Source organism: Streptomyces sp. NPDC090088 (assembly GCF_044747345.1).
Taxonomy (GTDB): Bacteria; Actinomycetota; Actinomycetes; order Streptomycetales; family Streptomycetaceae; genus Streptomyces.
Window position 1 is genome coordinate 607,288 of sequence record NZ_JBIVDZ010000006.1, and the last position, 14,734, is coordinate 622,021.

Here is a 14,734-nt window from a genome sequence, read left to right on the forward strand (position 1 = left end):
GGGTACCGCGTGGCGCTACTCGGACTTGATCGCCGACAGCATGTTCAGCTTCGCCGCGCGCCGGGCCGGCCACAGGGCGGCCAGGACGCCGACCGCGCCGGCCAGCAGGAGGAAGAGGGCCATCCGGGCCCAGGGCAGGACCAGTTCGTACGTCGGCATCTTCGCGCCGACCAGCTGACCGGCCGCCCAGCCGAAGAACACGCCCAGGCCGAGGCCCAGCACCCCGCCGAAGAGCGAGATGACCAGGGACTCCAGGCGGACCATCCGCTTGACCGCCTTGCGGTCCAGGCCGATCGCGCGGAGCATGCCGATCTCCTGGGAACGCTCGAAGACCGACATGGCCAGGGTGTTGATGACGCCGAGGACCGCGACGATCACCGCCATCGCGAGCAGGCCGTAGACCATGTTCAGGATCAGCGTGAACGCCTGCGCGATGGAGTTCGACAGGTCCTGCTTGTCCTGGACCTTGATCGCCGGGTTGGAGCCGAGCGCCTTCTCCAGCCGGTCCTTGGTCGCGCTCGACGCGCCGTCCGCCGTCTTCGCCATGACCTGCATGTCGGCGGGGTCGGTCACGTGCGGGGTGAGGACGGCGTTGTCGATCATGATCCCGTTGATCACCTGGTTGCCCTGGTAGACCGCGGCGACCGTCATCCTCTGCGACTTCCCGTCCTCGTAGTGGACGGTGAAGGTGGAACCGGCCTTCCAGCCGTGCGACGTGGCGGTGTCGTCGTCCACGACGACGTCCGAGCCGCCGACCTTGAAGGAGCCGCTGTCCACCGTGAGGTCGGTCAGCTTGCCGATCGCCGCGCCGTCGACGCCGGTCAGGAACTCGGTGTCGCCGTCGATCCGGGAGGGCGCGTTGCGCAGCGGGCTGGAGGCGGTGACCCCGTCCGTGGCCGCGACCTTCTTCGCCACGTCCGGGGAGAGCGCGTTGCCGTTGGCCATCGAGACGACGTAGTCCGCGCGGATCGCCGAGCTCGCCATCTTGTCGATGGACTTCTGCAGGCTGCCCGCCATCACCGTCATACCGGTGATCAGGGTCAGCCCGATCATCAGCGCCGAGGCGGTGGCGGCGGTACGGCGCGGGTTGCGCACCGAGTTCTGCCGCGCGAGCTTCCCGGAGACACCGAAGGCGCGCAGCAGCGGGGCGGCGGCCGCGATCAGCGGGCGGGACAGCAGCGGGGTGAGGACGAAGACGCCGACGATGAGGAGGACGGCGCCCAGGCCCATCGGTGCCTGGCCGTCCGAGCCGCTCATCGTCGTGGCCGCCACGATCACCGTCGCGCCCGCCGCCGAGAACAGCGCGCCGATCGTGTTGCGCAGCACCAGCGACTTGGTGGTCGGGGCCGAGTGCAGCGCGCTCATCGCGGCGACCGGCGGGATCTTCGCGGCACGGCGGCCGGGCAGCCAGGCGGCCAGCATGGTGATGACGACACCGACGGCGAGGGCCGCGGCGACCGTGCCGGGGGTGACGACCAGCGGGCCGTCCGGCACGGTCGCGCCGATCGAGCCCAGCAGCGAGCGCAGCCCCGCGCCGATGCCGATTCCGGCGACCAGACCGGTCACCCCGGCCACCGCGCCGACCACGAACGCCTCGATCAGCACCGAGCGGGTGACCTGGCGGCGGGAGGCACCCACCGCCCGCAGCAGCGCGAGTTCCTTGGTGCGCTGGGCGACCAGCATGGTGAAGGTGTTGGCGATGATGAACGTGCCGACGAACAGGGCGATGCCGGCGAAGACCAGCAGGCCCTGGCGCAGCCCGCTCATGCTGCTGGAGATCTGCTCCGCCTGGTCGTCGGCGAGCTTCTGGCCCGTGGTGGTCTCCACGAGCTTCTTCGGAAGGGCCGCGTCCAGCTGGGACTTGAGGGCGGCCTGGCCGGTGCCCGCCTTCGCGGTCACGTCGATCTCGTCGTACGCGCCCTTCTTGCCGAACAGCTGCTGCGCGGTCGCCGTGTCGAACAGGGCGAGGCTGCCGCCGGCCGCGACGTTGCCGTCGTCGGTGGTGAAGATGCCGGCGACGGTGGGCTTGAGGACCGGGCCGTCGACCGAGATGCGCACGGTGTCGCCGACCTGGTAGCCGGCCCGCTCGGCGGTCCTGGAGTCGATCAGGACCTCGTTCTTCCCGCTGGGCGCGTGGCCGCTGACCAGCGGGTAGCGGGCGTCCTTGGCGCCCCAGTAGTTGCCGCCCTCGGACTGCCAGCCGCCGCCGATCAGCTTGCCGTCCTTGTCGGCGATCGCGGTGAAGCCGGAGACGACGCCGGTGACGGAGGCCGCCCCGGGGACCTTCGCGGCCTTGTCGAGCAGGGCCTGGGTGAGGTCGGGGACCTTGCCGACCTGGTCGCCCTTGGAGTCCTGGTACTTGGCCTGGACGGCCACGTCGACGCCGTCGAAGCCCTTGGCGGAGCTGTTCTGGTAGGCGTCCGAGATGGTGTTGGTGAAGACCAGGGTGCCGGAGACGAACGCGACGCCGAGCATGACGGCGAGCACGGTCATCAGCAGCCGGGCCTTGTGCGCGAGTACGTTGTGCAGGGCGGTGCGGAACATCAGCTGGTCCGGCCCTTCGCGTCGAACTGCTTCATGAAGTCCAGGACCGTCTCGGCGGTCGGCCGGTACATCTCGTCCACGATCCGGCCGTCCGCGAGGAAGACCACGCGGTCCGCGTAGGCGGCGGCGACCGGGTCGTGGGTCACCATGACCACCGTCTGGCCCAGCTCCCGCACCGAGTTGCGCAGGAAGCCGAGGACCTCGGCGCCGGAGCGGGAGTCGAGGTTTCCGGTCGGCTCGTCACCGAAGATGATCTCCGGCCGGGAGGCGAGGGCGCGGGCCACGGCGACGCGCTGCTGCTGGCCGCCGGAGAGCTGCGCGGGGCGGTGGCGGAGCCGGTCCTTGAGACCGACCATCTGGATCACGCTGTCCAGCCACGCCTGGTCCGGCTTCCGCCCGGCGATGTCCATGGGCAGCGTGATGTTCTCCAGGGCGGTCAGCGTCGGCAGCAGGTTGAACGCCTGGAAGATGAACCCGATCTTGTCCCGGCGCAGCTTGGTCAGCTGCCGGTCCTTCAGGGAGCCCAGCTCGGTGTCACCGATCCGGACCGAACCGGAGGAGAAGGTGTCGAGGCCGGCCACGCAGTGCATCAGCGTGGACTTGCCGGAGCCGGACGGCCCCATGATCGCGGTGAACTCGGCCTGCCGGAACTCGACGGTGACCCGGTCCAGGGCGACCACCTGGGTCTCGCCCTGGCCGTAGATCTTGGAGAGGTCCGTGGCGCGAGCGGCCACGGAGGTGGTCCGCCGGTCGGCGATGGGTGTGGTGGACACGGAGGGCGCTCCTGTCGGGACGGTGGTGTTCATGGCGACCGCACCATCGTCTCGGCCGTCGCGGCCCGTGTAGTCAGCCGCTGTTCCGGTTCCGGGGGGCGACCGAGGACGGACCGCGGGGGTGCCGCGTCATACCTGGGGATGACGGCGACCCCGAGACCCGGATGCGGAGCGGGCCGCTCCCAGTCGTCGAGAACAGGTGGAGCCCCCTTGTTCGGACGGTGAAATTCCGTCATTCCACGTACGCACACACCCACCGCGCGTAACGCTATTGGCAAGTGCGGATGGCTCGTTCCGGGTGCTGATGCTCCCTCAGACGTCAATAAAATAAGACAACATCGGGTCGTCCGTCCGCTGTTCGGGGGACGCCTCCCGATAGGGTCGGAGCCTCGTAGCGGAGCCCATGGCCTGCCCGGATGGTGGAATGCAGACACGGCGAGCTTAAACCTCGCTGCCCCTCGCGGGCGTACCGGTTCAAGTCCGGTTCCGGGCACTTACGCTGCCACTGCGGTTCAACTGCCGATGAGGCCGGTCGGCATTGTCCCCCGTGCGGGTCGCCGGCGCACCGGTGGCGCACCCCTTCTCTGTCCGCGGATCCGCCACGGCCGAGTGGCTCCGGACGAACCGCACTCGACGGGAGCGGTGCTCCTCCCGCGGTGCGAGGGTCCGCTCGCGCTCGCTCCGCTGTCGTGCGGGGTCCTGAAGAACCACGTTGATCCCGTACGGCTCCGGTGAACCCGGCACCGCTGCCAGGCCGGGCGACGAGGGCCGTGACGGCACTGTGACGTCGGCGTGACGGGGCCAGGTCACCATCGCCGCATGCGTATCCGGGGTGGGAAGTGCGGTGGGTGCCGATGACGGGGGTGACGGATGCCCCGCGAGCCCTGCGGGGCGCGCTGGTCGCGGTGGACGAGAGCAACCCCGTGGCCTCCACGGTGGTGTTCCAGTACAACCCGGAGGAGATGACCCGCCGGTTGCGGGCGCGATCGGCCGCCGGGGCGGACGGCGACCCGTACGGCGGGGCCCGCGACGAGGCGCTGCGGCTGGAGGGCGCGCCGATCGAGACGATCTCGCTCGCCGTGGAACTGGACGCCAACGACCGGGCGGCCGCGGAGGATCCGGCGGCCGCGCTGCTGGGGGTGTATCCGCAGCTCTCGGCTCTGGAGACGATGCTGTACCCGAAGAGCGCGACCGTCCTCGCGAACAACGCGCTCGAACTGCTGGGAACGATCGAGGTGGTGCCGCCGCGGGCGCCGCTGACGCTGTTCGTCTGGGGGCCCGGCCGGGTGCTGCCGGTGCGGCTGAGCGACTTCTCCATCGTGGAGCAGGCCTACGACGCCGATCTGACCCCGCTGCGCGCCCGGGTGGATCTGGAGCTGCGGGTGCTGTCCTACAACGATCTGCCGGTCACCGACCCGGGCTATCACCTGTTTCTCGTCCATCAGGTCGCGAAGGAGGCGCTGGCCGTGCTCGGCAGCGTCTCGGTGCCCCTGCGGCTGGGAGCCTCGGCGGCCGGGGCAGCGGCGACCGGCGGCAGCACCGCGGGAGCGGCACGGTGATCGATCCCACGAGCCGCTACGCCACCACCGAGATCGCGACGGCCCGGGTTCCCGACCCCTCCGGCGGCACCCGCGAGGTGCGCTGTCTGCGCCGCAGGTTCCTGCCGCCGCCCGGCGGCCCGCAGACGCTCGCGCTGCACACGGTGGCCCGCGGTGACCGGCCGGACCTGGTGGCGGCCGCGTACCTCGGCGATCCCACGCTGTTCTGGCGGGTGTGCGACGCCGCCCTCGTCATCCACCCGGACGAACTCACCGCCGACGACCGGATCGGCGGGACCGTCCGCGTCCCCTTCCCGCAGCCGTGATCCGCGGACGGCGGCCCGCACGAGGGGAGGGCCGGGCATGCTGTCGGGCAGGACGACGCTGACCGTGCTTCTCGGGCCGTCGGTGCCCGTTCCCGCTCCCGCGCAGCTGGTGCGGTGCATCGAGGAGGTCCAGGTGACGTCCTCCGCCGACGCGCGGTCCGGCTTCCAGCTGGTGCTGGGCGCCGGACGGGACCGCGCTACCGGACTGACCGACTTCCCGCAGCTGAGCGGCGGCTGGCTCCAGGCGTTCCACCGCGTGGTCCTGATCGTCACGACGGACGGCCGGCCGGTGGTCCTGATGGACGGAGTGGTGACTCACCGCGAGCTGACGCCGGGCAGCGTCCCGGGCTCGACCCGGCTCACGGTCACCGGCGAGGACGTCAGCGTGATGATGGACCTGGAGGAGAAGTCGGCCGCCTACCCCGCCCAGGACGAGGCGGCCATCGCGGCCCGGCTCATCCTCGGCTACGCCCGGTACGGACTGGTGCCGCGGGTGATCCCGCCGCCGGTGGTCGACCCGCCGCTGCCGATCGACCGGATCCCGGTACAGCAGGGCACCGACCTGGCGTACCTGACCGCGATGGCCCGGCGGTTCGGCTACGTCTTCCACGTCACCCCGGGTCCGGCGCCGCTGGTCAACACCGCCTACTGGGGGCCTCCCCAGCGCGTCGGACCGCCGGCCCCCGCCCTGTCGGTCGCCGCCGGTCCGGCCGCCAACGTGCGGCAGGTCACCTTCCGGAGCGACGCGCTGGCCCCGGTCCAGGTCTCCGGATCCGTTCTCGACCCGCTCAGCGACACCGTGCTGCCGGTGCGCGGGGCCGGCAGTGTGCGGCCGCCGCTGGCGACCGAGCCCGACTGGGCGGTGAACCGGTCCCACGTGCGCACGGTCGCCTTCCGCGAGAGCGGACCGAGCGCGGTGCAGGCGGCCGCCCGTGCCCAGGGCACGGCCGAGGCGTCCAACGACGCGCTGGTGGCCACCGGGACGCTGGACACCGCGCGCTACGGGGCGCTGCTCACCGCTGGCGGCCTGGTGGGCGTACGCGGGGCGGGGTGGGAGCACGACGGGCTGTACTACGTGCGGCAGGTCACCCACGCCATCGCCCGCGGCCGGTACACCCAGCAGTTCACGCTGTCCCGCGAGGGCACCGGGAGCACCGTGCCGCTGCTGCCACCGACATCCGGGGCGGGGCGGTGAGGCGGTGACCGCGACGACCCGGAAGCGGGACAGGACCCACGGCGGCAGGACCGCCGGCCGAACGCGGAAAGGTGCGCGATGAACCCCTTCTACGGCAAGTACCGGGGGAAGGTGACCGACAACGCCGACCCCAGGCAGCTCGGCCGGGTGCAGGTCGGCTGCCCGGCCGTCCTGGGGGACGGCAACCCGGTCTGGGCGATGCCCTGCGTGCCCTACGCCGGGCCCGGGGTCGGGCTGTTCGCGCTGCCGCCGGTGGGCGCCGACGTGTGGGTGGAGTTCGAGGGCGGCGATCCGCACTACCCGATCTGGGCGGGCTGCTTCTGGAGCACGGGCCAGCTGCCCGTCACACCGGCGGTCGCGCAGAAGAAGGTGTTCCGCACCGACGGGGTGACCGTGACCGTGGACGACGTGTCCGGTTCCGGCGGGCTGACCGTCGTGGTCTCCCCGCCGCTGGTCTCCACGGAGCTGCGGCTGGCCCTGACCGCCGACGCCATCGCGCTGACCAACGGCAGCGGCAGCGTGAAGCTCACCCTGGACAAGGTCTCGATCAACGACGGTGCCCTGGAGGTCAGCTGATGCCCGGCTACCTGCTGCACGACGATGCCATCGTGACCTGCGCGCACGCCGGCGACGCGAAGCCGACCCGGACCGATGCCCGCGTCAAGGTCAACGGGTTCCCGGTGGCCGTCGCCGCGCCGTACACCGTCGACCGCTGCACGCTGTCCGAGGATCCGGACGCCGTGCCGTGCCTCGGCGCGGAGTGGACCGGCGCGACCCGGGTGCAGGCCGGCCGCCTGCCGGTGCTGCTGTCCCGCAGTCAGTCGGCGTGCGTGCCCACCGGCACCCCGCTGACCGTGGCGGTCGTCCAGATCCGCGTACAGGGGGTCTGACCCGTGCACATCGGCTTCCCCTTCCGCGTCGACCACCGCGGCCGCACCGTGAGCCCCGACGACGAGGAGTACGTCCGCGGGCTGATCGAGCAGGTGCTGTTCACCGCGCCCGGCGAACGCGTCAACCGGCCGGACTTCGGCAGCGGCCTGCGCCAGCTGCTGTTCCAACCCGCCTCCGGGGAACTGGCCACGGCCACCCGGGCGCTGGTGCAGGCGGCGCTGCAGCAGTGGCTGGGAGCCGAGATCCAGGTGCAGACCGTCGACGTCGTCGCCGACGACGCCACCGTCCGCGTCACCGTGCAGTACCGCACCCGCAGCGCGCCCGCGCCCGTCACCGCCGTCGTCAGCCGGGCGGTCTGACATGGCGTCCGACATGGCCACCCCGGTGTACGGCGCCCCCGGCGGGTCCGGCGAGGCGACGCTGCCGCGGCTCGCGGCGGTTCGCGCGGACGGCAGGCTCAACGCGTTCGAGGGCCTGGAGGTGGACGACGGGCATCCGCCGCAGGTGCCGCCCCAGCGGACCCTGCTGGTGCGCTGCCTGCGCCCGGTGCCGGCCGGTCTCGACGCCGGCTCGCTCACGGTGGTGGGCGGCGTTCGCGGGGACCGGACGCTCAACCCGGTGCCGGTGGTGTGGGCGCTGCCCGCGAGCGGCCTCGCCGCCGCCCGGGCCGCCGGTGACGACGGGCTCGCCCACCCCGACCGGGTCACCGCCGGCGACGTGGCGGCCTTCGCGACACTGCCCGACCCCGACCGGCTGCTGGTGGTGCGCACCGGCTCCTCCGGCGACTTCTCCCCGTACGCCCTGGTGCTCGCCGACCCGCAGCGGTACGGCTTCGACCCGCGGCTCTCCCGGGTGCCGTTCACCTTCAAGGTGGACTGCCCGGCCGACTTCGACCCGCGCCCGCCGCGCACCGTCCCGGCGGTGCCCGCGCCCGTGCCGGCCGCCGACTACCTCAGCCGCGACTACGCCGGGCTGCGCCGGCTCCTGCTGGACCGGCTGTCACTGCGGCTGCCCGGCTGGAGCGACCGCAGCCCGGCCGACCTCGGCATCACGGTCATGGAGATCCTCGCCTACCTCGGCGACCAGCTCGCCTACGCCCAGGACGCGGTGGCCACCGAGGCCTACCTCGGCACCGCACGCCGCCGGGTGTCGGTGCGCCGCCACGCCCGGCTGCTGGACTACCCGATGCACGACGGGGCCGCCGCCCGGGTCTGGCTCGCCCTGGACGCCGACCCGGGCGCGGACGGCACCGCGTTCCCGGCCGGCACGGAGACCGGCGCGGCGGACGGCGGCACCGATGCCGTCTTCCACACCCTGCACCCGCTGACCGCCCGCACCGCCCGCAACGCCGTCGACCTGTACGCCTGGGGCGAGGACCGCGCCTGGCTGCCGGCCGGCGCCACCGGGGCGACCCTGGTCGGCACCCCTGCCGGGCTCGGCCTGACGGCAGGCGACGTGCTGGTCCTCCAGGAGGTGCTCGGCGACGACGGAGGCGCCGGGACGGCGGACCCGGCGCGGCGCCAGGCGGTACGGCTGGACGCGGACCCGGTCGCGGACACCGACCCGCTGACCGGCACCGAGCTGGTGCGGGTGAGCTGGTTCCGGCAGGACGCGCCGCCGTTCCCGCTGCGGCTGTGGCGCTTCCCGGACGGCGACTCCGGCACCGTGGGGGCCACGGTGGCCCGGGCCAACGTGGTGCTGGCCGAGCACGGCGCCCTGGTCGGCCCCGAGCCGCTGGTCCCGGCCGAGGTCCCCGTGCGCGGCCGCTACCGGCCCCGGCTCGCCCGCCCTGGCCTCGCCCACGCCGTGCCCTACGACCACCGGCAGGCGCTCGGCGGGCCGGCCGCCGAGGCTCTCGCCGTCGACCCCGCGCTGGCGCTCCCCGCGCTGGCCGCGCTGCACGACGGGACGGGACCCTGGACCGCGGTGCGCGACCTGCTGGACGCGAGCCCGTACGCCGCGCAGTGCGTCGTGGAGACCGAGGACGACGGACGGGCCTTCCTGCGCTTCGGCGACGGGGACGGCGGCCGTGCCCCCGTCCCGGGGACGGCCTTCACCGCCGCCTACCGGACCGGCGGCGGCACGGCGGGCAACGTCGGTCGCGACACCCTCACCCGGCTGTCCGTACCGGTCACCGGTGTCCGCGTCGGCAATCCGCTGCCGGCCGCGGGCGGCACCGACCCGGAACCGGTCGAGCAGGTCAGGCAATGGGCGCCGGAGGCCTTCCGGGTCCGGCAGCGGGCCGTCACCGACGCCGACTACGCCGAGGTGACGGGCCGTCTGCCAGAGGTGCGGCAGGCCGTCGCCGACCGTCGCTGGACCGGCTCGTGGCACACCGAGACGGTCACCGTGGAGCGCGCCGACAGCCTGCCGGCGGACCGTGCGTTCCGGGCCCGGGCCGCCGCGCACCTGGAGGACTACCGGATGGCCGGCGGGGACGTACGGGTGACCGCGGTCGTGCCGGTGGCGCTGGACATCGTCCTGACGGTGCACGTGGCGCCCGGACATCCGGGCAGCGACGTGCGACAGGACCTGCTGGAGGTGTTCACCGCCGGGCTGCGGACCGACGGCACCCCCGGCTTCTTCCACCCCGCGCGCCTCGCCTTCGGGCAACCGGTCTATCTCAGTCACGTGGTCGCGGCCGCCTCGGGCGTCCCCGGCGTGCTCTGGATCGACACCGACGACACCCCGCCCGGCCCCAACCGCTTCCAGCGCTGGGGACGGCCGGCCGCGGGCGAGCGGGCGGCCGGGCTGATCGCCATGGGCCGCCATGAGGTCGCCCGCTGCCTGAACGACCCCACTCGGCCGGAGCACGGACGGATCGACTTCCTGACGGAGGGCGGCGCGTGAGCCCCGACGACACCGCGGCGCCCGCCGGCCGCACCGGCCTGTCCTACCGCGCCGGCACCCACGCCGAGGTGCTGGACCGCGCCCTGACCGCCCTGCGCCTGCGGCTGCCCGCCCTGACCGCGCCGGACGCGGACGACCCCGCGGCCGCCCTGCTCGACGCCTGGGCCACGGTGGCCGACATCGTCACCTTCTACCAGGAGCGGATCGCGAGCGAGGGCTTTCTGCGCACCGCCACCGAGCGCCGGTCGGTGCTCGAACTCGCCCGGACGATCGGCTATGAACTCGCTCCCGGCGTCGCGGCCGCCACCTGGCTGTCCTTCACCGTCGAGGACGCCGTCGATCCCGCCGCCCAGGCCGTCGTCCCGGCCGGCACCCGGGTACAGAGCATCCCCGGCCAGGGCGAACTGCCGCAGACCTTCGAGACGGCCGAGGAGCTGACCGCCCGCGCCGAGCGCAACGCGATGCGGCTGCGCCTGAGCCGCACGCAGCTGGTCACCACCGGCGCCACCCAGGTGCTGCTCGCCGGGGTCACCACCGGCCTGCGCCCCGGCGACCCGCTGCTCGTCCGCCGCTCCGACGGCCGGCGGCCCTGGCAACTGCGGGTGCTGACCGAGGTCGAGCCACACCCCGCCGACGCCTCCGGAAACCCGGCGACCACCGTGGTCCGCTGGGACGAGCCGCTGGACCTGACCGACCCGGCCGCCGGCGAGTCCGTTCCCGCACCGGTGGAGGTGCACGCGTTCCGGCAGCGGGCGGCGGTCTTCGGCCACAACGCCCCGGACTGGCGGATCATGCCCGACACCGTCCGGCGCAACTACATGCCCTCCGGCACCGGGGACGGCGGTGACACGACCCCACTGCCCGCCCAGTGGCCGGGGTTCGCGCTCGCCGACCCCGCCGACGGCGGCGAGCCGGTCCTCGACCTCGACGCGCCCTACCCCGAGGTGCTGCCCGGCTCCTGGCTGGTGCTGCGCGCCCCGGGCCTGACGGAGCTGTACGAGGTGGTGACGGCGGACCTGTCCGCCGTCGCCGACTTCGGCCTGACCGCCACCACCACCCGGCTGCTGCTGCGCGGCTCCGGTCCGATCGCCCCCTTCGACCGCCGCACCACGACGGTGTACGCCCGAAGCGAGCGCCTCCAGCCGGCCGAGGAACCGGTCACCGAACCGGTGACCGGCACCGACCTGCTGCTGGACCGGCCAGTGGAGCTGACCCCCGGCAGCACCGTGGTGGTGACCGGCAGCACCCCGGACGGCCGCTCCACCACCCGGCCCGTGACCGTCGCCGACAGCGCCGCCACCGCCGACGGCACCCGGCTCACCCTCGCCGAGCCGCCGGCACTGCCGCTCGATCCGGCCTCGGTACGGGTGCTCGGCAACGTCGTCGCCGCCACCGCCGGGGAGAGCGTCACCGACGAGGTCCTCGGCAGCGGCGACGGCGCGACCGCCAACCAGAGCTTCACCCTGCTGCGCGGGGACCTCACCCACACCACCGCGGCGGTGCCCGGCGGGGTGCGCGACTCGCTGAGCGTCCGGGTCGACGACGTCGAGTGGACCGAGGCCGCCTCGCTGTACGAGCTGGGCCCACACGACCGCGGGTACGTGGTCAGGATCGGCGACGACGGTTCCGTCGGCGTGCTGTTCGGCGACGGCGAGCGCGGTGCCCGCCTGCCGTCCGGGCAGGACAACGTCCGGGCCGACTACCGCAGCGGCACCGGTCCGGCGGGCAACGTGGCCGCCGGGGCGCTCTCCCTGCTCTCGGTCCGGCCACTGGGCATCCGGGACGTGACCAACCCCGTGCCCGCCACCGGCGGCACCGCCCCCGAAGGGCCGGAGGACGGCAGGACCGCCGCACCCCTGTCGGTGCGCACCTTCGACCGGGTCGTCTCCCTCGACGACCACCAGGACTTCGCCCGCGCCTTCGCCGGTATCGCCAAGGCCACGGCCACGGCCCTGCCGGGCGCGCGCCACCCCTTCGTGCACCTCACCGTGGCCGGCCCCGGCGGGGCGGACGTGCCCGCGGACACCCTTGCTGCCCTGCGCGCCGCGCTGGACGCGGCCGGACGGCCCCCCGGCCGGCTCGGCCTGGACACCTACCGGCCGCTGTCCTTCGCCGTCACCGTCGCTGTCCTGGCCGCCCCCGACCGGGAACGGGAACAGGTCGCCGACGCCGTGCGGGAGGCGCTGCGCACGGCCTACTCCTTCGACCGGGGCGACTTCGCCCGGCCCGTGCCCGCCTCCGGCGTGCTCACCCTGGTCCAGCAGGTGCCCGGCGTGCTGGCCGCCACCGTACGCGCGCTGCACCTCGGCGACGCCCCCGACGGCGACACCGTCGCCGAGGTGCTCGTCGCGCACCCCGCCCGCCTCGGCCGTACCGGGGTGCTCCCCGCCGAACTGCTGCTGGCCGACCCCGGCCGGATCACCGTGACGGAGCTGGTGCCGTGACCCCCGCCGAACCCGACCGTCCCGTCTACCGGCTGCTGCCCGAGGTCCACCGCAGCCGCGACGCCGAACTCGGCCACCCCCTGCGGTCCCTGCTGGAGGTGGTCGAGGAGGAACTTCTGCGCCTGCGCGAGGACATCGACGGGCTCTACGACAACTGGTTCGTCGAGACCTGTGCCGCATGGGTGCTGCCCTACCTCGCCGACCTGCTGGGGCCCGGAGACCTCACCGGCGGCCCCGGCGGCACGGTCCCGCGCCGCGCCCTGGTCGCCCACACCCTCGCCAACCGGCGGCGCAAGGGCACCCCCGGCGCGCTGGAGGAGGCCGCCCGGGACATCACCGGCTGGCCGGTCCGGGTCGTGGAGTACTTCCCACTGCTGGGCACCACCCAGAACGTCAACCATCCGCGCCCCGGCGACGTCCGCACCCCCGACCTGCGGGACACCGCCCGGCTGGCCCTCGTCGGCACCCCCTTCGACCGGAACTCCCACACCGTGGACGTCCGCCACGCCGACCGCCGGCGCGGCCGGCACAACATCGGCGTGGTCGGCCTGCACCTGTGGCGGCTCACCGCCCATCCCTGCACCGGCGTGGACGCCCGGGCGGTGGACGCGGCGGCCGGCCGCTGGACGTTCGACCCGGCCGGGCGCGACCTGCCGCTGTTCAGCCGGCCCCGTTCGGCCACGCCCCCCACGGAAGAGACGGAAGTCCCGGCCCCGCTACGCCGCCTGAGGCTCCATCAGGAACTGACGGCGCTCCGCACCGGATCCCCGTCCGGGCTGCTCGACGGCCCCGACCCGCTGCTGACGGTGACGCTGCCCGACGGCCCGGTCGAGCCCGCCCGGCTGATCTGCGCCGACCTCACCGACTGGGACCGCCCGCCCGCACCGTCCGACGGCGCCGCCCCGCAGGTCGCCGTCGACCCGGCACTCGGCCGGCTCACCCTGCCGCCCGGCATCGCGCCGGAGCGGGTGCGCGTCGCCTACTCCTACGGCTCCCCGGGCGACCTCGGCGCCGGCCCGTACGACCGCCGGGCCACCCTGATGACCGCGCTCGCCGCCGCCGGCACCCCCTGGCCCGACGCGCCCGACTGGCAGATCGCCGTAAGCCGCGACCCCGCCGGCTCCGGAGACCCGTCCGCGCCCTCGTCCGTGCCCACCGTCACCACCCTCGGCGCCGCCGTCACCGCCTGGAACGAGCGCCCCGACCCGCGCCCCGGACAGGTCGGCGTCATCGCCGTCCAGGACAGCGCCACCTACGACGAGGACCTCACCGGTCCCCGGCGCATCCTGATCCCGCCGGGCAACCGGCTGATCGTCCTGGCCGCCGGCGGGTATCCCGCCGCCCTGGGCGCCTTCGGCCTGCGGCCGCACCTGACCGGCACCATCGAGGCGGCCGCCCCCGGCGGCCAGGTGGCGCAGCCCTCCCAACTGGTCCTGGACGGCCTGTCGGTCGAAGGCCGGATCACCGTCGCGCCCGGGAACCTCGACAGCCTCGTCGTCTCCGGCTGCACCCTGGCCGGCGACCGCGCCGCCGCCCTCCCCGACGGCGGCCTGATCTCGGCCGACGCCAATCCGCGACTGGCCGTACGGCTGCGGCGCACCGTCTGCGCCGGAGTCCGGCTGAGCGACGTCCCCACACTGGATCTGGCCGACAGCATCCTCGGTCCCCGCGCCGACGGGCTCGCCCTCGACGCGCAGTCGGCGGACACCGGGATCGAGGCGAGCACCGTGCTGGGCCGCACCACCGCCCGCAGCCTGACGGTCAGCGACAGCATCCTGCGCGACCGCGCCGAGGTCGTCTGGCGCCAGCAGGGCTACCTGCGGTTCAGCTACGCGCCACCGGACTCCCGCGTCCCGCGCCGCTACCGCTGCCAGCCCGCCGACGACACGGCGGCCGGCCGCGTCGCCCCGGCCTTCGACGCCCTCGACCCGGCCGCGCCCGGCTTCGGGCGGCTCGCCGCGCGCTGCCCCGCGGAGATCGCCGAAGGCGCGGAGAACGGCGAGGAGATGGGCGCGTACCGCTTCCTGCGGCAACCCGGGCGGCTGGCCGACCTGGCCGGCCGCCTCGACGACCACCTGCGGTTCGGCCTGGAGGCGGGTGTCTTCCTTGCGGACTGAGCGCACTGAGCGCACTGAGCGGACTGAGCGGGCTGAGCGGGCTGAGCGGGCTTACA

General features: G+C 74.3%; 11 protein-coding genes and 1 tRNA gene. 10 read left to right on the forward strand and 2 right to left on the reverse strand.

The annotated features are described in order from the left end of the window. Window positions 1-15: 15 nt before the first annotated feature. Complete coding sequence (locus ACIPSJ_RS30580; RefSeq protein ID WP_401350858.1) at window positions 16-2,544, reverse strand: ABC transporter permease; 2,529 nt, start codon at window positions 2,542-2,544, stop codon at window positions 16-18. After that, window positions 2,544-3,317, reverse strand: coding sequence for an ABC transporter ATP-binding protein (locus tag ACIPSJ_RS30585; protein WP_355716271.1), 774 nt, complete (start codon window positions 3,315-3,317; stop codon window positions 2,544-2,546). The genes ACIPSJ_RS30580 and ACIPSJ_RS30585 overlap by 1 nt, the downstream gene beginning before the upstream one ends. 410 nt (window positions 3,318-3,727) lie before the next feature. On the opposite strand from ACIPSJ_RS30585, the gene ACIPSJ_RS30590 reads away from it, so the two are divergent. The 10 genes from ACIPSJ_RS30590 (at window position 3,728) to ACIPSJ_RS30635 (ending at window position 14,678) form a co-directional block, all read left to right on the forward strand. After that, window positions 3,728-3,810, forward strand: a tRNA-Leu gene (locus tag ACIPSJ_RS30590). Between the two features lie 361 nt (window positions 3,811-4,171). Further along, window positions 4,172-4,876: a hypothetical protein gene (locus ACIPSJ_RS30595; protein WP_401350860.1), complete on the forward strand. Its 705-nt coding sequence runs from the start codon at window positions 4,172-4,174 to the stop codon at window positions 4,874-4,876. Beyond that, window positions 4,873-5,181 (forward strand): hypothetical protein, encoded by a 309-nt coding sequence (locus ACIPSJ_RS30600; RefSeq protein ID WP_401350862.1) that lies wholly within the window; start codon window positions 4,873-4,875, stop codon window positions 5,179-5,181. Before ACIPSJ_RS30595 ends, ACIPSJ_RS30600 begins: the two co-directional genes overlap by 4 nt. Before the next feature lie 37 nt (window positions 5,182-5,218). After that, window positions 5,219-6,376: a hypothetical protein gene (locus ACIPSJ_RS30605; RefSeq protein ID WP_401350863.1), complete on the forward strand. Its 1,158-nt coding sequence runs from the start codon at window positions 5,219-5,221 to the stop codon at window positions 6,374-6,376. A 78-nt stretch (window positions 6,377-6,454) separates the two neighbouring features. Further along, window positions 6,455-6,952, forward strand: a complete 498-nt coding sequence (locus ACIPSJ_RS30610) for a phage baseplate assembly protein V (RefSeq protein WP_401350864.1) — start codon at window positions 6,455-6,457, stop codon at window positions 6,950-6,952. Continuing rightward, window positions 6,952-7,266: a hypothetical protein gene (locus ACIPSJ_RS30615; RefSeq protein ID WP_401350866.1), complete on the forward strand. Its 315-nt coding sequence runs from the start codon at window positions 6,952-6,954 to the stop codon at window positions 7,264-7,266. Before ACIPSJ_RS30610 ends, ACIPSJ_RS30615 begins: the two co-directional genes overlap by 1 nt. A 3-nt stretch (window positions 7,267-7,269) precedes the next feature. Then, the gene (locus tag ACIPSJ_RS30620; RefSeq protein WP_401350867.1) at window positions 7,270-7,626 is read left to right on the forward strand and encodes a GPW/gp25 family protein; all 357 of its coding nucleotides are present in this window, start codon (window positions 7,270-7,272) and stop codon (window positions 7,624-7,626) included. 1 nt (window position 7,627) lies between these two features. After that, the gene (locus ACIPSJ_RS30625) at window positions 7,628-10,117 is read left to right on the forward strand and encodes a putative baseplate assembly protein (RefSeq protein WP_401350868.1); all 2,490 of its coding nucleotides are present in this window, start codon (window positions 7,628-7,630) and stop codon (window positions 10,115-10,117) included. Continuing rightward, on the forward strand, window positions 10,114-12,561 hold the full coding sequence (locus tag ACIPSJ_RS30630) for a putative baseplate assembly protein (RefSeq protein WP_401350870.1): 2,448 nt from the start codon (window positions 10,114-10,116) through the stop codon (window positions 12,559-12,561). The genes ACIPSJ_RS30625 and ACIPSJ_RS30630 overlap by 4 nt, the downstream gene beginning before the upstream one ends. Next, on the forward strand, window positions 12,558-14,678 hold the full coding sequence (locus ACIPSJ_RS30635; RefSeq protein WP_401350872.1) for a phage tail protein: 2,121 nt from the start codon (window positions 12,558-12,560) through the stop codon (window positions 14,676-14,678). The genes ACIPSJ_RS30630 and ACIPSJ_RS30635 overlap by 4 nt, the downstream gene beginning before the upstream one ends. Window positions 14,679-14,734: the final 56 nt, after the last annotated feature.